Here is a 23,016-nt window from a genome sequence, read left to right as displayed (position 1 = left end):
TATAAGAGACAGACCCTGCGACGTTCTGTCATCGGGGCTGACTTGCCGCGAAGACGTCGCGGTGGGGCTCGGGGGGCCGGCGACCGGCCGAGATAAAGGGCTTCGATATGTCCATTCTGATTTCGCTTCTGATCACCGTTCTCGTCATCGGTCTCGTGCTCTATCTCGTGCGCATGCTGCCGCTCGACGGGCAGATCAAGAACGTCGTGCAGATCATCGTCATCGTGATCGGCATCATCTCGCTTCTGCGCTATCTCGCTGTTTTCTAAGCTGATTGACGGCGCGCCTGCGCTGGTTCAGACTCGTTGAAATCCAGAGGGCCCCGGACATGCCGTCACGGGGCCTTTCCTGTTTAAGGGCAAGACCTTCGGGGTACGACCGCGATGAACGCGCCGAACCGCACCGGCCATATCAGGCTGACCTCCCATCCCGAACCCGGCAGCGCCGCCCTGCGCTTCCCGATCCGATGGGGCGCACCGACGGCGGCCGAGCGCGGCCCGGTCATCGCCTCGACCACCAATCCCGCCGACCGCAACGTCATCGGCGCCCATGGCGGCTCCTATTCGGTCTATCGCGCGCTCGCCATCTCGGCCCGCGCGATGAATCCTTCGCAGCGCCCGGACCTGACCAACACCCATCCGACGGCGGAGATCGCGCCGCAGCCGCAATGGGCCGATCCCAAGAAGATCGTCTCGCTCGACCCCTTCGGCCATACGGTGGCGCAGGATTTCGGCAAGCTGATCGGCGAGGGCATCGATATCCGCCCCTCGATCGCGATCACCAAGGCGCGGCTCAACCTGCCCGAGATCCTGGCGGCGATGGGCGCGCATCGCCTCGCGGCGGACGGGCACATCCTGCACCCCACCGGCGACATCTCCGTCACCAAGATCGCGGTCGATCCGGTCTGGTATCTGCCGGGCATCGCCGAGCGCTTCGGAACGACGGAAAACGAGTTGCGCCGCACGCTCTTCGAGCAGACCGGCGGCATGTATCCCGAACTGGTGACACGGCCGGACCTCAAGGTCTTCCTGCCGCCGATCGGCTCGATCACGGCCTATGTCATGGGCGAGGTTTCCGCGCTCGCCGATCCGAAGAGCCGCATCGCCTGCCGCGTCCATGACGAATGCAACGGCTCGGACGTCTTCGGCTCCGATATCTGCACCTGCCGCCCCTATCTCACCCATGGCATCGAGGAATGCGTGAAGGAGGCGCAGAGCGGCGGCGTCGGCCTGATCGTCTACAACCGCAAGGAGGGCCGGGCGCTCGGCGAGGTCACGAAATTCCTCGTCTACAACGCCCGCAAGCGCCAGGAGGGCGGCGATTCCGCCGCGACCTATTTCGAGCGCACCGAATGCGTCGCGGGCGTGCAGGATGCCCGCTTCCAGCAGCTCATGCCGGACGTGCTGCACTGGCTCGGCGTCACGCATATCGACCGGCTGATGTCGATGTCGAACATGAAATACGACGCCATGGTCGAGAGCGGCATCGCGATCGGCGAGCGCGTCGCGATTCCCCCGGAGCTGATTCCGCTCGACGCCTCGGTCGAGATCGAGGCCAAGAAGGCGGCGGGCTATTACTCGCCCGAGGGCGCGCCGGGCGACAACGCGCTCAAGGCCACGGTCGGCCGCGATCTCGACAAGTTCTGAGCGAGCCGATTCCAAGCGACGCAAATTCTCAGCGACGAAAGCCGCAGCTCCATGCCGAGTTCCAATCCCGAGGCGTTCCGCGCCCTGTTGAAGCCTGCGGCCGTCCGCGCCCGCGCGCAGGAGATGCTGGAGCTCGGCCTTGCCGGGCAGCTCCTGCATTTCAGCGTGCATCCCGAGCGGCTGGAGGCCTGCGCCGATTATGTCCTCGACACCATCCGCGCGAATTACCCGACGCTCGACATCCCCTTCCATGCGCGCTGGCGCCATTTCGTCCTGGCGGGGGACGACCGCTGGCAGCGGCTCGACGCCGCCGCGCACTTTCCGGATCCTGCCGCGCGTGGCCGCGCCGCCTATGACCTCGCCGTGGTCAGCGTGCTGCTCGACGCCGGCGCCGGGCCGGACTGGCGCTATCGCGACGCTGCGACGGGCCGCGAGATCGGTCGCTCCGAAGGGCTGGCGCTCGCCTCGCTCGACATGTTCGCGGCGGGCCTGTTCTCCAGCAACCCGGTCGATCCCCTGCGCGCCGATGCTGAGGCGTTGAGACATCTCGACGAGGCCTCTTTGGCACAGGGTTTCCAGGCGGGGCCGGCCAACCCGCTGATGGCGCTCGAAGGGCGTGCCGCCCTGCTCAATCGACTTGGCGAGGAGCTGGAGCGGCAGGGCCTGTCACGCCCCGGTGAGCTGTTCGACCGCTTCTCGACGGCTGCCGATACGGGAACCGTCCGGGCCGGCCACATGCTGGGCGAGGTGCTGGCGACCTTCGGCGGAATCTGGCCGTCGCGCCTGACGCTCGCCGGCGTGGCGCTCGGCGACACCTGGCGCCATCCGCTGATCGCCATGGGCGAGGTCACCGAAGGGCTCGTCCCCTTCCACAAGCTCTCGCAATGGCTGACCTATTCGCTGATCGAGCCGTTGGAGTGGGCCGGCATCGCCGTCGTCGACATCGACGATCTCACCGGCCTGCCGGAATACCGCAATGGCGGGCTCTTCCTCGATCTCGGCGTGATCGCGCTCAAGGACGAGGCCGACCGGGCAAAGCCCCATGAGGTCTCCTCGGCCCTGGTGGTGGAATGGCGTGCGCTGACCGTCGCGCTGCTGGATGAGGTCGGCTCGGTCGTCCGCAAGCGCCTCGGCCGCTCGCGCGAGGAGTTGCCGCTCGCCAAGGTGCTGGAAGGCGGCAGCTGGGCCGCCGGCCGGCGCATCGCGCGCGAAAAGCGTGTGGATGGCGGCCCGCCCCTCGCCATCATCAGCGACGGCACGGTATTCTAAGCGGATCTATGCTATCCGCCTCGTCATTCCGGACAAGCCGCGATAGCGGCGCCGATCCGGAATCCATCACCGGGCTCGGCGCTCTACGATGGATTCCGGGTCTGCGCTTCGCTTCGCCCGGAATGACGGCGTGACGAAGATGCTCGGAGCACCGAGAACAGGGAAGGGGAATCGATGACCTTGAGCCAGGACGGTGTCACCGTCGTCGACCATCCGCTGGTCCAGCACAAGCTGACGCTGATGCGCGAGAAGGACCGCTCGACCAAGAGCTTCCGCCAGCTCCTCAACGAGATCGGCATGCTGCTCTGCTATGAGGTGACGCGCGACCTGCCGACCGAGCTGATCGAGATCGAGACGCCGCTGCAGACATCGATGCAGCCGGTCATCGCCGGCAAGAAGCTGGTCTTCGCCCCGATCCTGCGCGCCGGCGTCGGCTTTCTCGACGGCATGCTCGAGCTCGTCCCGGCGGCCCGCGTCGCTCATATCGGCCTCTATCGCGACCCGGATACGCTGCAGGCGGTGGAGTATTACTTCAAGGCGCCGTCCGACATCGCCGACCGCATGATCGTGGTGATGGACCCGATGCTGGCGACGGCCAACTCCGCCGTGGCGGCGATGGAACGCCTGAAGGAGCGCGGCGCGAAGGATCTGCGCTTCGTCTGCCTGCTCGCCGCGCCGGAAGGCATCGCACATCTGCGTGGCGCCCATCCGGATGTCCGCATCTGGACCGCCGCTATCGACGAGAAGCTCAACGATCACGGCTATATCGTCCCCGGCCTGGGCGATGCCGGCGACCGGATGTTCGGCACGCGCTGAACCAGGCCGAAAAAATGGGCCCGCGCCGTTTTGCCGGCACGAGCCCCTCCGAGCAGCCGAAAGGGCTATTCGATCACTTCGACGACGCGCCTCGTGCGCGGCTCGACGATGACGGCCTGGTCGTTCACCACCGTGTAGCGATAGCCATGCGCGCCATATTCCGTCGGCACCGCGTGGAACGTCACGCCTCGCGCCGGCAACATCGTGCCGACCTCGACCGGCTGGCGATAGTGATAGGACCGCACGTGCTGCGCCATCACGTAGTTCCGGAAGGCCGCCTCATCGCTGATCATCATCCCGCCGGCGGCCTCGTGCATCGGAGCCGGGGCGAAGGTGCCGAACATGGGTTCTGCCAGGGCAGGGTCGCGCGTCGAACCGCCCGTGGGATCGCGGATGATCGGGCCGGTGGTTTGCGCGAACGCCACGACAGGGACGGCCGCGAAAGCAGCCGCAATCAGGATACGCTTGATCATAATCGTCCTCCGACGTCGATTGCGCCCCCTTGCCCCGGGGAAACTGCGCTGCCGCCTTCCTGTTCCCGATGGATCCGGCGTCTTGCGAAAAATAAAAAAAGCCCGCCCCGGTTTCGGGGCGGGCCGTGGCCGAAGGCCGGCGGGTTTCGCTGGCAGTGCCTTCGGCGCGATAGCGGTCGTTACTGGATGATCTGTACCACGCGGCGGGTTTGCGGCTCGACGATGACCGCGCGGTCGTTCACCACGGTGTACGCGTAGCCCGACGCCTGCGGGCCGTATTCCGCCGGCAGGGGGCGATAGACCACGCCCTGTTCCGGCAGGACGGTGCCGACCGCGACCGGCTCGGCATAGGTGTAGGACGGCACGCGCTGCTCGACGACATAGGTGCGGAAGCGCGGGGTCGCCGCATCGCCGACGATGGCGCCGACCACGGCGCCGCCGACACCGCCGACCACGGCTCCGACCGGGCCGCCGACCACCGCGCCGCCCACGGCACCGGCCGCCGCGCCGCTGGTCGCGCCGCCGACGGCACCGCCGGAGGGCTGCTGGGTTTGGGCGAAGGCGGTCGCCGGAACGAGGGCGAGCGCCGCAACGAAAGCAAGCTTCTTGATCATGGTTCTTCTCCTTATCGAAGTGAACTTCGCGTCGAAGCGAACTTCGTGGGGGAAGAACCGGCAGGGGGAGCGCCAGTTCCGCTCAGGCCCGGTCACGAGATGTTAACGGTCTGAAACAAGCTCCGGAAAGCCGTTTTAGCTCAGTGTCTTGTCGGGGTAACGCAGCGGCGGGGGAGGGTGAAAGGGCACGCTCGAACGAAAACGGCGGGCCCGAAGGCCCGCCGTCACGCAACCCAAAAAAGTGGGGGATTACTGCTTGGGGGCAGCCGAAAGCGCCGGGGTCAGCTTGTCGGCATCGCGCTTGATCAGGGCGGCGAAGCCGGCCGGCGTGCGCTCCTCGGCGGTCGGCAGGACGGTGCCGAGATCGAGCAGGCGCTTCTTGGTGCCTTCGTCGTTGAGCGCCTTGTTCAGCGCGTCGACCAGCTTGTCGACGGCCTCCTTCGGCAGGCCCTTCGGCCCGGCGATGCCGTTCCAGGCCTCGATCTGGTACTCGGGCAGGCCGGCTTCCTTGGTGGTCGGGACGTCCGGCAGCGCCGGCGAGCGCTGCGCCGAGGCGACGGCATAGGCCTTGATCGAGTTGGCGCGCACCTGCTCGGCGACCGAGACGATCTGGTCGCACATGAAGTCGACCTGGCCGGAGACGAGGTCGTTGAGCGCCGGGCCGGTGCCGCGATAGGCGACGGCATTGATCTTCGGCGTGCCGAGAACGCCCTTGAGCAGGGTGCAGGTCGTCCAGGAGACCGAGCCGAGGCCGGCATGGGCCTCGTTCACCTTGTCGGCGTTGGCCTTCACATAGCTGACGAACCCGTTGAGGTCCTTCGGCTCGAAATTCTTGCGCGCCACGATCAGGATCGGCGTGCCGCCGGCGAGCCCGATCGTCTGCATGCCGTTGATCGGGTCGTATTTCAGGCCGGGATAGGTGGCGGGCGCCGCCGAGAAGGTGCCCAGATGCCCCATCGCGATGGTGTAGCCGTCCGGCGCCGCCGTGAGGGCGCGGGCGATGCCGGTCGTGCCGCCGGCGCCGGCGACGTTCTCGATGACGATCTGCTGGCCGAGCGTCTTCGACATGTTGTCGGCGACGATGCGCGCGATGATGTCGGTGGGGCCGCCGGCCGCGAAGGGCACGATCATCGTGACGGGCTTCGTCGGATAGCCCTGCGCCTGCGCGCCGCCGGCGAAGGCCAGCGCCGCGGTGGCGGCAAGGCCGAGAACGAGCTTCTTCATTGGCATTCCTCCCTGAGATTATTGACGATGAGAGTGGAGGGGTGCCGCCGGGGCGGCAACCCCGTCATTCGGTGAAGACTTCGTCGCGCTTCTTCGAGATCGAGGGCAGCAACGCGACGACGAGCACGAGCACGGCGACGACGAGCAGCCCGGCGGAGATCGGGCGCTCCACGAAGGTCACGAACGAGCCGCGCGAGATGATCAGCGCCTGCCTGAGCTTTTCTTCCATCAGCTTGCCCAGCACGAAGCCGAGCAGCATCGGCGCCGGCTCGAAGCCGAGCTTGATCAGCAGATAGCCGAACAGGCCGAACATCGCGGTGAAGGCGACGTCCATCGGCTGGTTGTTCACCGAATAGATGCCGATGCAGCAGAAGATCAGGATCGCCGGGAACATCAGCCGGTAGGGCACCTGCAGCAGCTTCACCCACATGCCGACCAGCGGCAGGTTGATGACGAGCAGCATCAGGTTGCCGATCCACATCGAGGCGATCATGCCCCAGAACAGCTCCGGATTGCGGGTCATCACCTGCGGGCCGGGGATGATGCCGTGGATCGTCATCGCGCCGACCATCAGCGCCATCACCGCATTCGGCGGGATGCCGAGCGTCAGCAGCGGGATGAAGGCGGTCTGCGCGCCGGCATTGTTGGCCGATTCCGGCCCCGCCACGCCCTCGATCGCGCCCTTGCCGAAACGCGAGGGATCCTTGGCGAGCTTCTTCTCCATCGTATAGCTGGCGAAGGGGCCGAGCACCGCGCCGTTGCCGGGCAGGATGCCGAGAACGCCGCCGATCGCGGTGCCGCGCAGCACCGGCGCCACCGACTGCTTGATGTCGCTCCAGCCGGGCAGGAGCCGGCCGATCTTGGCCTTGACGACGTCGCGCGCCTCGGGGTTCTCGAGGTTGCGCAGCACCTCGGCGAAACCGAACACGCCCATCGCCAGCACCGAGAAGTCGATGCCGTCGGACAGGGCCGGGATGCCGAAGCTCAGCCGTTCCTGGCCGGTCTCGAGATCTGTCCCGACCGTCGAGAGCAGAAGCCCGAGCATGATCATGCAGAAGGCCTTGAGGATGGAGCCGCGCGCCAGCACGACCGCGAAGCACAGGCCCATCACCATCAGCGAGAAATATTCGGCCGGGCCGAACAGCAGCGCCATCTTGGTCAGCGGCGCGCCGAGCGCGGCGATGGCGACCGTGGCGACGCAGCCGGCGACGAAGGAGCCGATGGCGGCGGTGCCGAGCGCGATGCCGGCGCGGCCCTGCTTGGCCATCTGGTGACCGTCGAGCGTGGTCACCACGGCGGTGGCCTCACCCGGGATGTTGACCAGGATCGCGGTGGTCGAGCCGCCATATTGGGCGCCGTAATAGATGCCGGCGAGCATGATCAACGCGCCCGTCGGATCGAGGCCGAAGGTGATCGGCAGCAGGATCGAGATCGTCGCGATCGGGCCGACGCCGGGCAGCACGCCGATCAGGGTGCCGACGAGGCAGCCCACGAAGCACAGCGCGATGTTCTGCATCGTCAGCGCGACGCCGAAGCCGAGCGAGAGGTGGGAAAATGTCTCCATCATCGCTCAAACACCCAGAAGCCAGGGCGCGAGCGGGATCGGCAGGCTCAGCGCGTATTTGAACATCAGGATGCAGGCTGCCGACATCGCCACGGCGAAGATCAGCAATTCCTTGAGCCTGCGGTCATCCGCGGCGAGGCCTGCGAAGAAGACGAGGAGCGGTCCCGAGACGAGCAGCCCCAGCGCCGGGATCCGGATCGGCCCGATCTCGAAGCCGCGGATGGTCAGCGCGAACAGGCAGGCCCCGCCGAGGGCGTAGAAAATGCCCTTCCAGGACCAGCCGCTCAGCTGCTCGCCATTGTAGCGCAGCGACGACAGCACGAGCATGAGCCCAAGGGCGCCGCAGATCACCGCGAAGGCTTTCGGCAGCATGCCGGGGCCGAGCTGGCGCAGCGTTCCGGCCGGCAGCTCCCAGGCGAAGACGAAGGCGATCAGCGCGAGCAGGATCATGAACAGGCCGCCGGCGAGATCCTGCGTCGAGCGCACGCGCAATCCTTGCGCCCGTTCTATCTGGTTCAAACTCATGAGGCTCCTCCGGCTGGCTTATTGGATCCGGGCCGGCCGCTTTTGCGGCTTCGGCGGGGTTGCGTGAGGCAGGACGTGGCGCTCCTCGATCAGCGTCACGCTCTCGCGCAGGATCGCGAGAAAATCGTCCCGGGACGGCAGCTTCTGCTGCGGCCGCCAAGCGACGCCGACCAGCGCGCCGGGCGGCGGCGGGTCGAGCATCGCGCCGCGCAGCCGCCGCAGCGTCACGCCCGGAAAGGTCAGCCGCGAAACCCAGTCGGGCGCGAGCGCCATGCCGAGCCCGGCTGCGACGGCCGACATCATCGCCGGCTTCTCGGTCGCCTCGATGGTGACGTTGGGAACGGCGCCGACGCTCTCGAAATAGGCCATCACGAGATCGTAGGCATAAGGCCGGATGCGTTTCGAGGGCACGACGAAGGGCTCGCCCACGAGGTCGTGCATGGTCAGGTGGTCACGCGCCGCGAGCGGATGGTCTTCGCCGAGCACCACGATCGGGCGCTCGACCCGCAGGATCTCGAAGGCGCAGTCGGTCGGCTTGCGCGGCGGGCGCACCAGGGCGAGGTCGAGCTTGCCGGCCTCCAGCATCTGCACCAGCGCGGCGGTCATCGCCTCGACGAACTTGATCTCGGTGCCGGGGAAACGCTTGCGGAAGGTCATCAGCGCCTCCGGCAGGAAGCTCGACGACGCCGCGTCGATCGCGCCTACGCGCAGCACCTTGCCCGACGCCAGCGAGGCTTCCCGCACCGCGCGCGAGGCCTGCTCCATCTTGACGAGGATGCCCTTGGCCTCTTCGAGCATGATCAGCCCGGCGCGGGTGAGCGCGACCTGCCGGGTGGTGCGGGTCAGGAGGTTGACGCCGAGCTCGTCCTCGAGCGCGCTGATCTGGCGGGAAAGGGCCGGGGGGGCCACGCCGAGACGCTCGGCCGCGCGACCGAAATGCAACTCTTCCGCCACCGCGATGAAGCACCGCAGTTGCCGTACATCCATGGTCGTCCCCTGTTCCCCGTATCGCTTGTCGCGATATCTCAGTCAGTAGGGCGGGCCAATATAGTCTCCAGCCGACAAGTCGACTCTAGAACAATTCATAATTTTTTGGCAATAAAGCCTTTGGTCTCAGGCCGGGCGCGTGCGCCTGGCCCGGAACAGCCTGCCGTCGATCAGCGCGAGCCCGGCGGCGATGGCCGCCATTCCTAGGAAATGCCGCGGCAGCAGGGCTTCGCCGAGAAAGGTCGCGCCGAGCAGAATGGCGCTGACCGGGACGAGGAACGTCACCAGCATGACATTGGTGCCGCCGGCGCGGCGCATGACCCGGAAGAAGATGACGTAGGCGAGCGCCGTCGAGAGGATCGCGAGCCCGACGAGCGAGAATACAACGGGGGTGCTGGGAGCGGGCAGCAGCCAGGGCGGGTCGAAGGCGATCACCAGCGGAATGGTCATCACGGTGGTGGCGCTGACCTGTCCGGTTGCCGTGACCAGCGGCGGCAGCTCGCGAAAGCGCCGGCCGTACAAACCGGCGAAACCATAGGAGAGCGCGGCGGCAAGGCAGGCGAGCTGGGGCAGCAGCGCTCCCGAGACGCCGCCAACCGCGTCGGGGCCCATCAGGATCGCGACGCCGACGATGCCGGCGGCGACCCCGGCGATCTTCAGGCCGCTCGCCTTCTCGTCCTGCCCGAAGACATGGGCGACGACGACGCCGAAGAGCGGGGTTGTGGCGTTGAGGATCGAGGCCAGCCCACTGGCGATCTGGGTCTGGCCCCAGAAGATCAGCCCGAACGGAATCAGATTGTTGAGCAGCCCCATGCCGAAGAAGGCGAGCCACATCCGCCCGCCGACGCGCATCGACAGTCCCGACAGCCTGACGACCAGCAGCAATGTGGCCGCCGCCAGCCCGACCCGCGCGAGCACCACCGCCAGCGGTGGCCATTCCGAGACGGCGATCTTCCCGAAGAAGAACGACCCGCCCCAGAGCAGCGAGAGCAGGATCAGCAGCAGCCAGTCGCCGAGATCCATGACGGGCTGCTTGGATGGGGCGGACATGGGAGGCCTGTGGTTAGGAGGAACTGGGCACGGCGCCTGGCCTCGCCGGAAATCCGCCGTCATTCCGGACAGGCCGCATAGCGGCGCCGATCCGGAATCCATCGTAGAACGCAGCGCTCGACGATGGATTCCGGGTCAGGCCCGGAATGACGGTGCGCTTCCGTCAAAGGTGGCTCGGTCTAGGCGGATGCCGCCGTCCGCTCCACCCGTTTCCTGTGTTCGGGCCTTTGTTCAGGCGGCTTCGGCGTCGCGCGCCTGCCACATCGCCTGGAAAGCCGGCCGCGCCTGGCAGGCCTCGAGCCAGGCCTTCACGTTCGGATGGGCGTCGAAGAGCTGCGTGGCGGGCCTCGCATAGCGGATGACCTCGGCGACGTTGATGTCGGCGACGGTGAACCGCCCGCCCATGACATGGCCCTTGCCCTCGACCAGCGTGCGGTCGAGCACGGCGAAGGGGGCGGCCAGCGTCGCGAGCGCCGCTTCGACCACCTCAGGTTTGCGCTTCTCGGGCGGGAAAGCGGCGAGGTGCTGCTGCAGGCTGAGCGCATGCGTCTCGCATTCGGTCGCCGCCCAGAGCGCCCACATGACGGCGAGCCCTTCCTCCTGCGCGTCCTTCGGCGCCAGCGGCCCGCCGTGCTTGCGGGCGAGGTAGAGGTTGATCGCCAGCGATTCGTGCAGCTTGAAGCCGTCATCGTCGATGCTGGGGATATGGCCGTTCGGATTGACCTTCAGGAAGTCGGGGCTGCGTGTGTGCAGCGGCACGCCGGGTGCCTGCGGGTCGGCGAGGCGATAGGCCTGGATGACCGGCACATGCCGGAACGGCAGTCCGAGCTCGTTGGCGAGCCAGATGACGCGCGTCGCGCGCGAGCGGTAGCAGCCATAGATCGTCAGGGTCATCGCATGGGGTCCGGCGTCGGAGAAGAGTGCGGCGGCAGCGGCGGCTGGCCGCCGATTCCGTCCCGGCCACCATAGTCGCCGCCCCCCTCCCGACCAAGGCCCGAGATCGATGCTGCATCGCCAAAAAAACGTTTGACGACGAGGCGTTGCGGGTGCATGTGGCCAGCCGTCGCCGGCTCCCGCAGCCGGCACTCACAGGACAACCAGACCCGATGCCCGACGACAGTCCCAGTCGACAGTCGAAGCCGTCTGCTGCCGCCTCGCGCGGCTGATCCGGGTCCCCGGCTCAGCCTTGCGATCGGTGCCGACGGCCGATCGCCAGGAATAAGAGCCATGAACGAGATCGAACTCGCCCCCGACCTGCTGTCGGTCGTCGTCGCCAGGACTCTGGCGGAAGAGCATGTCGCCGACATCGTCGAGACGCTCAACGAGCAGGACAGCGCGACCATCGCGCATATCCTGCAGGAATTGCCGTTCGAGCGCGCCGTGGAGGTGCTCGACCAGCCGGAGCTGGCCGACGCCGCCGAGGCGCTGGCATTGCTGCCGGAGGACCGTGCCGGGGCCTTCCTTACGGCCATGTCGGCCGACCGCGCCGCCGACGTCTTCCAGGACTTCGACGACGAGACCCGGCAGCGCCTGAGCGCGCGCCTCGACCGCCAGACCCGCACCGATCTCGGCAAGCTGCTGGCCTATCCCGAGCACAGCGCCGGCTCGATCATGACGACCGAGTTCGTCAGCGTGCCGTCGACCTGGACGGTGCAGCAGACGCTCGACTACATCCGCCGCGTCGAGCGCTCGCGCGAGACCGTCTATGCGATCTACGTGCTCGATCCGGCGACGAAGAAGCTCGTCCGCGCCGTCTCGCTGCGGCGGCTGATCAGCGGCGACCCTGCAGCGCCCGTCGAGTCGGTCGTGCCGGCGCACAAGCCCATCACTGTGACGCCTGAGGTCGATCGCGAGGATGTCGCGCGGCTGATCACGAAATACGACCTGCTCTCGGTCCCCGTCGTCGATGCCGAAGACCGCATCATCGGCATCGTCACCTTCGACGACGTCATCGACGCGATGATCGCGGAGACGACGGAAGACGTGCAGAAGCTCGGCGGCATGGAGGCGCTCGACGAGCCCTATAACGAGATCGGCTTCCTCGCGATGATCCGCAAGCGAGCCGGCTGGCTCTCGATCCTGCTGCTCGGCGAGATGCTGACCGCCTCGGCCATGCAGTTCTTCCAGACGGAGCTGGAGAAGGCGATCGTGCTGACGCTGTTCATCCCGCTGATCATGAGCTCGGGCGGCAATTCCGGCTCGCAGGCGACCTCGCTGATCATCCGGGCGCTGGCGCTGCGCGAGATCACGCTGAAGGACTGGTGGCGGGTCATCCTGCGGGAGTTGCCCTCGGGCCTCGTGCTGGGCTCGATCCTCGGCGCGATCGGCATCGTCCGCATCGCGCTCTGGCAATGGCTCGGCTTCTACGATTACGGGCCGCATTGGATGCTGATCGCGGCGACGGTCGGCGGCGCGCTGATCGGCATCGTCACCTTCGGCTCGATGATGGGCTCGATGCTGCCCTTCCTGCTGAAGCGGGCCGGCTTCGACCCGGCCAGCGCCTCGGCGCCGCTGGTGGCGACGCTGGTCGACGTCACCGGCCTCGTCATCTATTTCGGCGTGGCGGCGCTGATCCTGAGCGGGACCTTGCTCTGACCGGACCGTTTCGTCAGGCGTCGTCGCCGCTGGCGACGACGCGGTTCCGCCCCCGCTGCTTGGCCGCATAGAGCGCCATGTCCGCGGCCCGCAGGAGGTCGAGCCAGATGGCCGGGCGGGCCGCCGTCATCGCGGTGCCGAGGCTGGCGGTCAGGGCGATCAGGCCCCCGTCCGGCAAGACGAACGGCTCGCTGGCCACGATCTGTCGCAGCCGCTCGGCGACAGAGGCGATCGTTTCGGGCGATTGTCCGGTGACGATGATCGCGAATTCCTCGCCGCCGAAGCGGGCCAGCACGTCCTCCTCGCGCAGCGCGCCACGCAGGCGTTGCGCCGTGCTGCGCAGCACGGCGTCGCCGGCCGCGTGCCCGTAGCGGTCGTTGACGCCCTTGAAATGGTCGAGATCGAGCAGGATCAGCGCGACCGGAGCCGCCGCGCTCGCCAGTTGCGGGACCAGCCTTTCGAGCGCGCCGCGGTTGAGGACGTCGGTCAGCCCGTCGGTATCGGCCTGTCGCCTGAGCTGCTGTTCGAGCCGCGCGCGCTCCTCGTCCAGCCGGTCGCGCTCGATCAGCTTGGCGCGAAGGGTGACGAGGGCATCGAACAGTCCGCGCATCTCGCCGCGCAGCCCGGGGCCGGCGACGGCCGGCTCCAGCCGTCCTTCGGCGAGACGGATGACCTCTTGGCGAGCCAGCAGCAGCGGGCGGAAGAACAGGTGCTGTCCGGCGAGCAGGAGCAGCAGCTCGACCGTCAGGGCCAGCCCGGTCGCGGCCGAGGCGTAGAGAAGAGCTTCTTCGGCAACGTCGCGGCGCGTCTCCAGCTCGCGGATCGTCATCGCGAGATAGGCTTCGCGCAGCTCTTCGATCGGCTTGAAGCTGGGCACGATCATGCGCGTGAAGCTTGCCGTGGTGAGGTCCGCTTGGCCGGCATCGAGCTGCGCCCGCGTCGAATCGATCAGCAGCAAACCGTCCCGGATGAAGGCATGGGCGGTGTCCTGGCTGGCCCGCACCACCTGCTCCGTGCCGCTGGTGACGATCTGCTGCTGGATGTTCTCCCAGAGCTGCCAGACGCGCCCCCGGGTCGCCTCGAAGGCGGCGCGTTGTTCGGGCGTCATCGGGCGACCCTGGGCGATCACGATCACGATGTAGGAGCCGAGCCGGCCGGCATAGTCGCGCAGCTCGCCGATCATGCGCGCCGTCATGGCCCTGCCGACCAGATTCGAATCGTCCTTCAGCAGCGCGGTCATCGCCGTGTCCAGGAGGGGCTGCGTCAGGTCGTAGGTGGCGAACATGCCCTGAATCGCCCGTTCGACGGCCGCAGGGGCGCGTTCCGGCTGAGGCCGGTCGAGAAGCGCATCGACATCGGCACGGGTTCGACGAAGCTGGTCCTGCAAGTCCGCGACCGAAGCTGAGAACGCCGGAGAGGAGGCGAGCCCGGCAAGGGCCGCGTCAGTCGCCTGACGAGCGAGCGCGAAGCCGCCCGCCCGCGCGCCATCGCCGACGGTGATCCGGCCGAGCGCGGCATTGGTCGGCCGGCGTTCGACCGACACGCGGTTCGCCGCATCGAGCACCGCGCGGAAGGCGATCAGCCGGGCGAGGCCGAGTTCGCTGTTGTGGAAGGTCCGGTAATAGCCGGACAGGACATTGGTCCCCAGCCCCGCCGAGCAGAGCAGGATGATCGCCACGGCACCCAGGAAATACGGGTTGAGCGCCGTGCCACGCAGGCCGGAGAAACGCATCGGTCGTGACTCGGGGAAAGCTGCTCGCGACGTGGCAAGACTGCCGCTGCGGCAGTTCGCGCTAAAGCCCGGTCGAATGCGGTAAAAATGTGGCGAGCAGGCGATTTTCGGCCTGCCGGGCCGCTTAGCTCGCCAGCACGCGCTGCGGCGGGAAGGTGATCTCGACGAGCGTGCCTTCCTTCTTGACGCTGGTGATCGACATCGCAGCGCGGTTGGCCTCGACCAGCGCCTTGGTCAGCGGCAGGCCGAGCCCCGTGCCGCCGGCGCGGCGCGTCGTCGGCACCTGCCGGAAGGGCTCGAGCGCGAGCTTCAATTCGTCGTCGTCCATGCCGATGCCGGTATCGCGGACCCTGAGGATCGCCTCGCCCTGATCGCCGAGCGCGGTCGAGATGATGACCTGCCCGCCGGCATCGGTGAACTTCACCGCGTTGGAGAGCAGGTTGATCGCGATCTGGCGGATCGAGCGTTCGTCGGCGACGACCGGCGGCAGCTTCGGCGAGAGGCCCGAGCGCAGCACCACCCGCCCGCGCTGCGCTTCCGGCTGGAGCAGGGCTACGGTCGAAAGCGCGATCTCGTTCAGGTTGACGCTGACGAAGTCGAGATCGAGCTTGCCGGCCTCGATCTTGGCGAGGTCGAGCAGGTCGTTGACCAGGCTGATGACGTAGCCGCCCGACTGGTGGATGTCGCGCAGATATTCCTTGTAGCGCTCATTGGCGATCGGCCCGAAGCGCTCCTCGGCCATCACCTCGGCGAAGCCGATGATGGCGTTGAGCGGCGTCCTGATCTCATGGCTGATCTTGGCGAGCACGTCCGATTTCTGCGCGCTCGCCATCTCCGCCGCCTTGCGTGCATCGACGAGCTCGCCCTCGGTCTTCTTCCAGGCGGTGATGTCGCGCAGCACCGCGCAGAAGCGCGGCTCGGCGCCATGCGCGATCTGGCCCATGGTCATGAAGAGCGGGATCTTGCCGCCCTGCCGCACCCGGCCGACGACCTCGCGCCCATCGTTGAGCACCGAGGCGACGCCGCCGCCTTTCAGCCCTTCGAGATAGTCGAGCGCCGGCGCATGGCTCTCGGCCGAGAACAGCAGCGTGAACAGCTCGCCCGTCACTTCGCGCTGGTCGTAGCCGAACAGCGCCTCGGCCGCCTTGTTGAGCGAGAGGATGCGGCCGCGATCGTCGACGGTGACCACGCCGTCGGTTGCGGTGTCGAGCATGGCGGTGAGCTCGGCGATGCGGCCGTCGCGCGCCTCGGCATCGAGCCTGAGCGCCTCGACGCGCGCGGCCGATTCGGCTTCCTCGGCGGCGAATTCGGCCGCGAGCTCGGCTTCCTCGGCCTCCTCCGGCGTCATCACCGGCGCTTCGCCGCCGCCGCTGTCGGGGTGGCGGAAGGCCATCAACGTCGCCGGCGCGTCGAGCCAGTTCACGCTGGAGAGCACCGCATCGACGCCGACCAGGTGGCCGGTCCGGTCGATCAGGGTCATCGCCCCGCCGCCGCTGCGCGAGGCCTCCTTGATCAGCCGGCTGACGCCGCCGGCCTTCAGGTCGGCGAGATCGGCGTAGTCCAGCAGGTCGAGCAGGGTGCGGTTGGCATAGAGCGCGTCTTCGCCGCGATTGACCAGCACGGCCACCGGCAGCCGGTCGAGCACCTCGGCGTGGGAGTTGCGCTGGCGCGCGGGGGTGATCGCCGGCTCGGACGCCAGGGGGGCGGCAGGAGCGGGCGCTTCCGCTTCGGCCTCCTTCACCCGCAGCGGCGCGACCGGCGGCAGGCGCGGGACATCGTTGGTCTCATCGTCGGCGAGCCGCGCGCCGAGCGCCTTGGCGATCTCGCGGAAGGCATTGCGCTCGGCCGAGCTGAGATGGGCCTTGGACGGCTCGAGGACAGGCCGGATCGCCGCGTGCTGTCCGTTGCGCAACGGCACGATGTTGGCGGCCGGCGCGACGACGGGCGATGCCGGCTCCTCGGGCGCGTCGCGGCGGTCGGCGGGTTGGACCTTCGGCTCTTCCGCGGCGATATCCGGCTGGGCGGGCTCCGGCTGCTGGGAGACGGGCGACGGGGCGTCGGTGGAATCGGCTTCGTGATGCCGTGCCGATGCGGGCTCTTCCCGTGCCGGCTTGGCATCGGAGGCGGGCTCCGGATGAGAATCCGTTTCGCCGGCCGCGATTGCGTCCGTGTCGGCGGCAGGCAATGGCTCTTCGGGGAAGGAGCCATCCCGCGCCGTGGGTGCCCCGATCGTGGCTGCTCCGTCCTCGGGAGTCGGATCGGCCTCGACGGCATCGTCCTGCGCTACCGGCTCTTCGCTCACCGGGAACGGCTCCGGCGCGTTCAATCGGGCGATGCCGAAGCCGCGGAACCCGGCGAACTGTCTGTTGGTGCCGAGCACGGGCACGCCGGAAAGCTCGACCGGCACGGCCTCGCCCGGCGTCTCGCTCCGCCACAGGACGGTATGGCCGCTCCAGGTCGCCTGCGTGGCGAGGCGTTCCCGCAGCGCGCCGCTGCGGTCGATGAAATGGCTGCCGGCCAGATCGTCCCAGCGTTGGCCGACCAGCTGCGCGGCGGCGGCTGGGCCGGTCAGGGTTGCAATGTCCCCGGACAGCTTGGTCAGCCGCCCATCCGCGTCGCTCTGCCAGAGGAAGCGAACCGTGGCCGGACGCGCAGGAGCGGGCTCGGCGGAGGGCGCAACGGAGGCAGGCGCAGAAACGAGCGAGGGAAGGGAAGCGGGATGCGCATTCGCCGGCGGCGGCACGGCCACGCCGAGGCGGCGCAGTTCGGAGGCCGGAATGGCGATGGCGAGGACGGTGCCGGCATCGGCCAATGTCAGCAGTTTGCAGCCGCAGGTGACGGGAAAAGCCGCGAAGCTGGCGGTCAATCGCAGCCGCTCCAGCCGGATGCCGGCGGTCGAGGCGAGGCCGCCCGCGAGCAGGAAAAGACGCTGGCGCGTCGGTGCCGGCAGCGACACCGCCGAAGGGGTGGCACCGAGCAGGGCTTGTCCCGCGGGATTGATGAAGCCCGGCCGTTCGGCCGCGGCATCCCACAGGATCAGCGCGCCGCCGGCGGCAAAGGCCGTGAGCGCGGGGTCTTCACCCGCCGCCACGCCCCATCGCGCCCAGTCCTGTCCGGCTTCGCTCATCCTGGTCCGCTCGTTCGATCCGACTCTTTATGGCTAACAAATCTTTAATAGCTTCCAAACGTCGGCGAATCCATGGAACCAAAGATTGCTCTCCCGCTTCTCTTCCAAACAGCGTTAACGTAGCCGGGCGCAGCTGCTGTCGCGTCGTTGTCATCGCACGGCAACAATGATATTGCAGTGCACAATGAATTAGAGGTTCGGTTGTAACAGGAGGATCCCCATGGACGGCAAGCTTCCCTACGAGATACCGGCAGAGATGCGCGACTTCGCGGAACGCAGCGTAGAGCAGGCGCGCAAGGCTTTCGACGGCTTCATCGGCGCCGCGCAGAAGGCTGTGGATAGCGCGCATGGCTCGGCCGAAAACGCCCGCGTCAACACCCAGGAAGCGACGCGCAAGGCGATCTCCTACGCCGAGAACAACGTCGCGGCGGCTTTCGAACTCGCCCAGAAGCTGGTGAAGTCGAAGGATCTGACCGAGGTGATGCAGCACCAGTCCGATTTCCTGAAGGCGCAGATGGCGACCCTCCAGAGCCAGCTCAAGGAAATGGGCGCTGCCGCCCAGGACGTCGCCACCAAGGCGGCCGAAAGCGTCAGCAAGGCCACCAAGGGCCGCTGAGCCCTTTTGAAGGCTGCCGTTTCGGCGGCGGCTCCGACGCGCGACCAGCCGGGCAGGGTGCCCGGCTTCTGCCTGCCAGCCGTTGAAGGAGAGCCGTGATGGCCAAGCCGCCTCCGACCCGGACCACCGCCAGAGCTCCGGTCAGCCTGCCTCCCGTCAAAGCCTTGTCCTCGGCACCGGCCGAGGCGAAAGCCGCGCCGCCCGCACCCGCTGCCCCGCAGCCCGTGCCGGTAGCCGTGGCTGCAAAGCCGGTTCCTCCGGTCGCCGTGACTCCTTCTCCGGTACAGCCGGCCAAGCCTGCTTCTCCGATCGCCTCGAAGCCCGCGCCGGCAGCCCTGGCGGCCAAGCCCGTTTCTCCGGTTGCGGCGGCGCCTGCGCCGATACAGCCGGCGCCAGTGGCCGTGAAGGCTGTTCCTTCCGCCCCGGCGGCAAAAGCTGTGATCGCCACTCCGGCAACCGCCACCAAGCCGGCGCCGGCGAAGGCGCCCGGCAAGTCGCCCAGGAAGGTGGCTTCGGCCAAGCTGCGGATCGAGAAGCCCGTGACGAAGATCGTCGCGCCGAAGAAGCCGATGGCTGCCGCGCCGGTACCGAAAGCTGTCGAGGCCAAGCCTGCCCCGTTCAAGCCGGCCCAGCTCAAGCCCGTTGCCGCCAAGCCTGTCGAGCAGCCGAAGCCGGCTGCGAAGGTGGAGGTGCCGCTCAAGCCTGTGCCGGCCGCCGCCGCGCCGCAGGCGCCCGCTGCCGCTCCCAAGGCCCCTGTGAAGCCCGTCGCGCTGGATTCGCTGCCGCTGCCGCGCCCGCCGGAATTCGCCGCGGTCACGGCCGAGACGGTGATGAGCCAGGCCCTTACCATGGCCCGGGCCTTCGGCGCGTTGCAGGCGAAGGTGCTCGACCATGCCTGCGCTGAGCTGAAGGCGACGCTGGGCGACGCCGAAAAGATGGCGCGCACCGAAAGCGCTTCCGAGGCGATCACGCTTCAGGCGAAGGCGGTCCGCCGCAGCTACGAATCCTATGCCGAGCACCTGAAGGAGCTTGCGCGCATCGCCAACGCGGCTTTGCGCAAGGACTGAAGGTGCGGATCGCGGCTCTGACCGGCCTGCCGCGACGGCGGCCGGCTGCGGCGTCGGTTTTTCGTTGGCGAAGTTGAATTACGCGGTTGCAAAAGCGCGGCGTCGGCACTAGGTTCCGCGCCGCTGGAGACCCCGCTGCGGCGCCGGGTCGAACAGTCATGGGCAGCCATAGCTCAGTTGGTTAGAGCGCTAGATTGTGGATCTAGAGGTCCCCCGTTCAAGCCGGGGTGGCTGTACCATCTTCTTCAGGACAATCGATAGGTTGCGCCGTCGGTGACGAGACGTCCCGGACGGCTCACGGCGAATCGGCCGTGAGCGCCGGATTCGGAGCGGCTCGTCCCGAACGATGAGGCCTTTCTGGCCAGCTCTGTCCCATGCCGGCAGCAGCGTTCGCGCGCCAGCTCGATCGTCCGTTCCGGGTCTTGGAACGGAACGGCTCAGCGGATGGCGCAGGGCTTCCCGCCGGGGCCTCCTCCGGGAGGGGGAGGCCTATGCGGTGCGTGACACCGCCTGGCCGCGCATGCGCCGGATGGTGGCGCCGATCAGCGGCATGAACAGGAGCATGAGGCCGATCCCCATCAGCGTCGAGACCAGCGCGTTCGACCAGAAGATCGAGAGCGAGCCCTGGCTGAAGATCATCGACTGGCGGAAGGCGTCCTCGGCCTTGTCGCCGATCACCATGGCCAGGATCATCGGCGCGATCGGGTAGTCGAGCTTCTTGAAGGCGTATCCGACGATGCCGAAGGCAAGCGCGATCCACAGGTCGAAGGGCTTGCCGGCGACCGTATAGGCGCCGATGAAGCACACCACGATGATCAGCGGCCCGATGATCGAGAACGGGATGCGCAGGATCGAGGCGAAGAGCGGCACCGTCGCCAGCACGGTGATGACCGCGACGATGTTGCCGAGATACATCGAGGCGATCAGCCCCCAGACGAAGTCCGGCCGGTCGGTGAAGAGCGTCGGGCCGGGGTTGAGGCCCCAGATCATCAGCCCGCCCATCATCACCGCCGCCGTCGCCGAGCCGGGAATGCCGAGCGCCAGCATCGGCAGCATCGCGGCCGAGCCGGCCGCGTGGTCGGCCGTCTCGGGCGAGATCACGCCCTCCGGCTCGCCCTTGCCGAACTTCTCCGGGTTGCGCGAGGAGCGCTTGGCCATCGCATAGCTCAGGAACGAGGCGGCGGTCGGTCCACCCGGCGTGATGCCCATCCAGATGCCGATGGCGGCCGAGCGCAGCAAGGCGAGCCAGTAGCGCGGCAGCTTCGCCGCCGTGCGCAGCACGTCGCCGAGTCGCACCTTCGCGGCGATGCCGCGGAAGCTCAGCCCGTCCTCCATCGTGAGCAGCAATTCGCCGACGCCGAACAGCCCGATCACCGCGATCAGGAAGCTCACCCCGGCCAGCAGCACGTCGAAGCCAAAGGTCAGGCGCACGCTGCCCGAGACGGTGTCCATGCCGATCGAAGCCAGCGAGAAGCCGACGCACATCGCCACGATCGTCTTGAAGGGAGAGGCGCCACCGAGGCCGATGAAGCTGGCGAAGGTGATGAAATAGACCGCGAAGAATTCCGGCGAGGAGAAGCGCAGCGCAAAACCGGCGACCCAGCTCGACAGCACGGTGATCAGGATCACGCCGGCCAGCGCGCCGAAGCCGGCGGAGAGAAAGGCGAGGGAAAGTGCCTCGGTCGCCTTGCCCTGCTTGGCCATCGGATGGCCGTCGAAGGTCGTGGCCACGGAAGAGGGCTCGCCCGGGATGTTGAACAGGATCGAGGTGGTCGAGCCGCCGAACAGCGCCCCCCAGTAGAGCGAGGTCAGCAGGATGATCGCCGAGACCGGGTCCATCGAGAAGGTCAGGGGCAGCATCAGGGAGACGCCGTTGGGCGCGCCCAGCCCGGGCAGCACGCCGACCAGGATGCCGAGCAGCACGCCTGCGATCATCAGGGCAATGTGGTGGAAGCTGATCGCGACGGAGAAGCCGTGCATCAGCGAGGCGACGTTATCCATGAGCCGGAGCTCCCTTCCGGGTTTCGGTCCGGGTCAAAGCCCGAGCGCGGCCTCTAGCGGGCCCTTCATCAGCGGAATGTGGAAGAAGCGTTCGAGCGCCAGGTAGAAGAACACGGCCGAGCCGATGGCGACGGTCAGCGTGCGCAGCCAGCCGAAGCCGCCCTGGAAGCGCATCGTGAAGACGAGATAGACGACGGTCGCGACATACATGCCGAGCGTCGCGCACAGGATCACGAAGCCGAGGATGGGCAGGAAGAAGCTGGCGACGCGGTGGATGCGCTCGCCGTCGAGCACGACCTCGGCCAGCATGTCTCGTCCCGAGAGCCGCTTGCCCCAGGTCAGGGCGAGGGTGGCGAGGCTGCCGAGCGCAACCAGCATGCCGGTATAGAACGGAAAGGCGCCGGCCTCGGGGCCGGAGGTGTCCCAGCCGATGCCGAATTCGAGCGCGCCCCAGACGATCGTCAGCCCATAGGCGAGCGTGAACAGCGCGACGACGGTCTCGGCCCAGAGGCGGGTGACCATGGGATTTCCCTTCTCGGATCAGGCAGGTTTCGATCAGGCGTCATCCCGGGCTTGACCCGGGATCCATCGAAGGGCGTCGACCGCCACGATGGATCCCGGCGCGACGCTTCGCTGCGGCCGGGATGAGGGGGGGCTGCCGCGGCAGCCCTATTTCACCACCCAGCCCTCGGCCTCGAACACCTTCTTGTTCGCGGCCTCGTCCTTGGCGACGAAATCGGCGAGTTCCTGGCCCTTCATGAAGCGCGCCGTCTGCGCGGTGCGGGTCACGAATTCCTGCCATTCCGGGGTCTGGCTGACCTTCTCCAGCACGCCCTCGTAGAATTTCACGGCGTCCGCGGGCACGCCGGCCGGCAGCCAGACGGTGCGCGGCATCTGGAAGCTCTCGATCGGAATGCCGGATTCCTTGCAGGTCGGGATGTCGCCCCAGCCCTTGCCGCCAAAGACCGGCTCGCTCTTGGCGAGGCGCACCGGCGAGAACACGCAGAGCGGCTTGACCTGCCCGGCCTTCCACTGGCCGACATTCTCATTGGGGTTGTTGGTGTTGGAATCGACATGGCCGCCGGCGAGCTGCGTGGCCGCCGCGCTGCCGCCCTGGAACGGCACATAGATCCATTTGGCGCCGGTCGCCTCCTGGATCATGACGGTCAGCGTCTGGTCGGTATCCTTCGACTGGCTGCCCGCCATCTTGAAGCCGGGCTTGGCCTTGACCGCGTCGATATAGCTCTTGGCGTCGTTATAGGGCGCATTGCCGTTGACCCAGAGCAGGAACTCGTCGAGCGCCAGCGCCGCGACCGGGGTCATGTCGGACTTGCTGAAGGCGAGCTTGGCGACATAGGGCAGCAGGTAGGCGTTGTTGGTGCCGAAGATCACCTTGTGGGCGTCGCCCTTGCCGGCCTTGCCCTGGAGATAGCCTTCGGCGCCGGAGCCGCCGCCCTTGTTGACCACCACGATCGACTGCTCGACCAGCTTGTGCTTGCTGATGATCGACTGGATGACGCGCGCGAAATTGTCGGTTCCGCCGCCGGGGCCGGAGGTCACGACGAACTCGATCGGGCCGGTCGGCTGCCAGGCCTGCGCCGTGGCGCCCCCGCCGAGCGCGAAGGCGGCGGTGAGCGCCGCGGTGAGTGCGAATTGCTTCATCTGTTTCGTCTCCCTGGGATGTCTGGTTATGCGCGGCTCTTGCGGCCG

Annotated in this window: 20 protein-coding genes and 1 tRNA gene; 8 read left to right on the top strand and 13 right to left on the bottom strand. The window is 67.8% G+C overall.

Annotated elements, in window-relative coordinates:
* Window positions 1-107: 107 nt before the first annotated feature.
* From IED13_RS20220 to upp, 4 genes are all read left to right on the top strand, one after another.
* The gene (locus tag IED13_RS20220) at window positions 108-269 is read left to right on the top strand and encodes a Thivi_2564 family membrane protein (protein WP_091855869.1); all 162 of its coding nucleotides are present in this window, start codon (window positions 108-110) and stop codon (window positions 267-269) included.
* A 114-nt stretch (window positions 270-383) separates the two neighbouring features.
* Window positions 384-1,646 (top strand): GTP cyclohydrolase II, encoded by a 1,263-nt coding sequence (locus IED13_RS20215; RefSeq protein WP_191125235.1) that lies wholly within the window; start codon window positions 384-386, stop codon window positions 1,644-1,646.
* A 51-nt stretch (window positions 1,647-1,697) separates the two neighbouring features.
* Window positions 1,698-2,915 (top strand): URC4/urg3 family protein, encoded by a 1,218-nt coding sequence (locus IED13_RS20210; protein WP_191125234.1) that lies wholly within the window; start codon window positions 1,698-1,700, stop codon window positions 2,913-2,915.
* Window positions 2,916-3,089: 174 nt separating this feature from the next.
* Window positions 3,090-3,731: a uracil phosphoribosyltransferase gene (gene upp / locus IED13_RS20205; RefSeq protein ID WP_038361008.1), complete on the top strand. Its 642-nt coding sequence runs from the start codon at window positions 3,090-3,092 to the stop codon at window positions 3,729-3,731.
* Window positions 3,732-3,796: 65 nt separating this feature from the next.
* Here upp and IED13_RS20200 read toward each other — a convergent pair whose 3' ends face one another.
* The 8 genes from IED13_RS20200 to IED13_RS20165 form a co-directional block, all read right to left on the bottom strand.
* Window positions 3,797-4,204: a DUF1236 domain-containing protein gene (locus IED13_RS20200; protein ID WP_112763272.1), complete on the bottom strand. Its 408-nt coding sequence runs from the start codon at window positions 4,202-4,204 to the stop codon at window positions 3,797-3,799.
* A gap of 179 nt (window positions 4,205-4,383) precedes the next feature.
* Complete coding sequence (locus tag IED13_RS20195) at window positions 4,384-4,818, bottom strand: DUF1236 domain-containing protein (protein WP_038361013.1); 435 nt, start codon at window positions 4,816-4,818, stop codon at window positions 4,384-4,386.
* 249 nt (window positions 4,819-5,067) lie between these two features.
* Window positions 5,068-6,042, bottom strand: coding sequence for a tripartite tricarboxylate transporter substrate-binding protein (locus IED13_RS20190; RefSeq protein WP_051987700.1), 975 nt, complete (start codon window positions 6,040-6,042; stop codon window positions 5,068-5,070).
* 64 nt (window positions 6,043-6,106) lie between these two features.
* Complete coding sequence (locus IED13_RS20185) at window positions 6,107-7,609, bottom strand: tripartite tricarboxylate transporter permease (RefSeq protein WP_113253330.1); 1,503 nt, start codon at window positions 7,607-7,609, stop codon at window positions 6,107-6,109.
* 3 nt (window positions 7,610-7,612) lie between these two features.
* A complete protein-coding gene (locus tag IED13_RS20180; protein ID WP_191125233.1) occupies window positions 7,613-8,131 on the bottom strand; it encodes a tripartite tricarboxylate transporter TctB family protein in 519 nt (172 codons plus the stop codon).
* An 18-nt stretch (window positions 8,132-8,149) separates the two neighbouring features.
* A complete protein-coding gene (locus tag IED13_RS20175; protein WP_051987702.1) occupies window positions 8,150-9,118 on the bottom strand; it encodes a LysR family transcriptional regulator in 969 nt (322 codons plus the stop codon).
* Between the two features lie 126 nt (window positions 9,119-9,244).
* Window positions 9,245-10,168 (bottom strand): DMT family transporter, encoded by a 924-nt coding sequence (locus tag IED13_RS20170; RefSeq protein ID WP_248312678.1) that lies wholly within the window; start codon window positions 10,166-10,168, stop codon window positions 9,245-9,247.
* A gap of 231 nt (window positions 10,169-10,399) precedes the next feature.
* On the bottom strand, window positions 10,400-11,062 hold the full coding sequence (locus tag IED13_RS20165) for a glutathione S-transferase family protein (RefSeq protein WP_112763274.1): 663 nt from the start codon (window positions 11,060-11,062) through the stop codon (window positions 10,400-10,402).
* 333 nt (window positions 11,063-11,395) lie between these two features.
* Here IED13_RS20165 and mgtE point away from each other — a divergent pair, with 333 nt between their 5' ends.
* Window positions 11,396-12,763 carry a magnesium transporter gene (gene mgtE, locus IED13_RS20160; RefSeq protein WP_038361028.1) on the top strand — a complete coding sequence of 456 codons (1,368 nt, stop codon included), beginning with the start codon at window positions 11,396-11,398 and terminating at the stop codon, window positions 12,761-12,763.
* 13 nt (window positions 12,764-12,776) lie between these two features.
* Here mgtE and IED13_RS20155 read toward each other — a convergent pair whose 3' ends face one another.
* Window positions 12,777-14,495, bottom strand: coding sequence for a GGDEF domain-containing protein (locus IED13_RS20155; protein WP_191125232.1), 1,719 nt, complete (start codon window positions 14,493-14,495; stop codon window positions 12,777-12,779).
* A 124-nt stretch (window positions 14,496-14,619) separates the two neighbouring features.
* Window positions 14,620-17,622, bottom strand: a complete 3,003-nt coding sequence (locus IED13_RS28595; RefSeq protein WP_210323695.1) for an ATP-binding protein — start codon at window positions 17,620-17,622, stop codon at window positions 14,620-14,622.
* Window positions 17,623-17,842: 220 nt separating this feature from the next.
* Here IED13_RS28595 and IED13_RS20145 point away from each other — a divergent pair, with 220 nt between their 5' ends.
* From IED13_RS20145 to IED13_RS20135, 3 genes are all read left to right on the top strand, one after another.
* Window positions 17,843-18,238, top strand: coding sequence for a phasin (locus tag IED13_RS20145; protein WP_038361033.1), 396 nt, complete (start codon window positions 17,843-17,845; stop codon window positions 18,236-18,238).
* A 98-nt stretch (window positions 18,239-18,336) separates the two neighbouring features.
* Window positions 18,337-19,305: a phasin family protein gene (locus IED13_RS20140; RefSeq protein ID WP_191125231.1), complete on the top strand. Its 969-nt coding sequence runs from the start codon at window positions 18,337-18,339 to the stop codon at window positions 19,303-19,305.
* Window positions 19,306-19,467: 162 nt separating this feature from the next.
* Window positions 19,468-19,544 (top strand) — tRNA-His (locus tag IED13_RS20135).
* Window positions 19,545-19,794: 250 nt separating this feature from the next.
* Here IED13_RS20135 and IED13_RS20130 read toward each other — a convergent pair.
* The 3 genes from IED13_RS20130 to IED13_RS20120 all read right to left on the bottom strand — a co-directional run bounded on the left by IED13_RS20130 (window position 19,795) and on the right by IED13_RS20120 (window position 22,968).
* Window positions 19,795-21,306 carry a tripartite tricarboxylate transporter permease gene (locus IED13_RS20130; RefSeq protein WP_038361036.1) on the bottom strand — a complete coding sequence of 504 codons (1,512 nt, stop codon included), beginning with the start codon at window positions 21,304-21,306 and terminating at the stop codon, window positions 19,795-19,797.
* A 33-nt stretch (window positions 21,307-21,339) separates the two neighbouring features.
* Window positions 21,340-21,828 (bottom strand): tripartite tricarboxylate transporter TctB family protein, encoded by a 489-nt coding sequence (locus IED13_RS20125; protein ID WP_113253335.1) that lies wholly within the window; start codon window positions 21,826-21,828, stop codon window positions 21,340-21,342.
* A gap of 147 nt (window positions 21,829-21,975) precedes the next feature.
* Entirely contained in the window at window positions 21,976-22,968 is a 993-nt protein-coding gene (locus IED13_RS20120; RefSeq protein ID WP_191125230.1) for a Bug family tripartite tricarboxylate transporter substrate binding protein, read from the bottom strand.
* Between the last annotated feature and the right edge of the window lie 48 nt (window positions 22,969-23,016).

It is taken from the genome of Allobosea spartocytisi, from assembly GCF_014764685.1.
In the GTDB taxonomy this organism is placed as follows: Bacteria; Pseudomonadota; Alphaproteobacteria; order Rhizobiales; family Beijerinckiaceae; genus Allobosea; species Allobosea spartocytisi.
The sequence above is the reverse complement of the archived record's forward strand: the minus strand, read 5'-3'. Positions and strand labels throughout refer to the sequence as shown.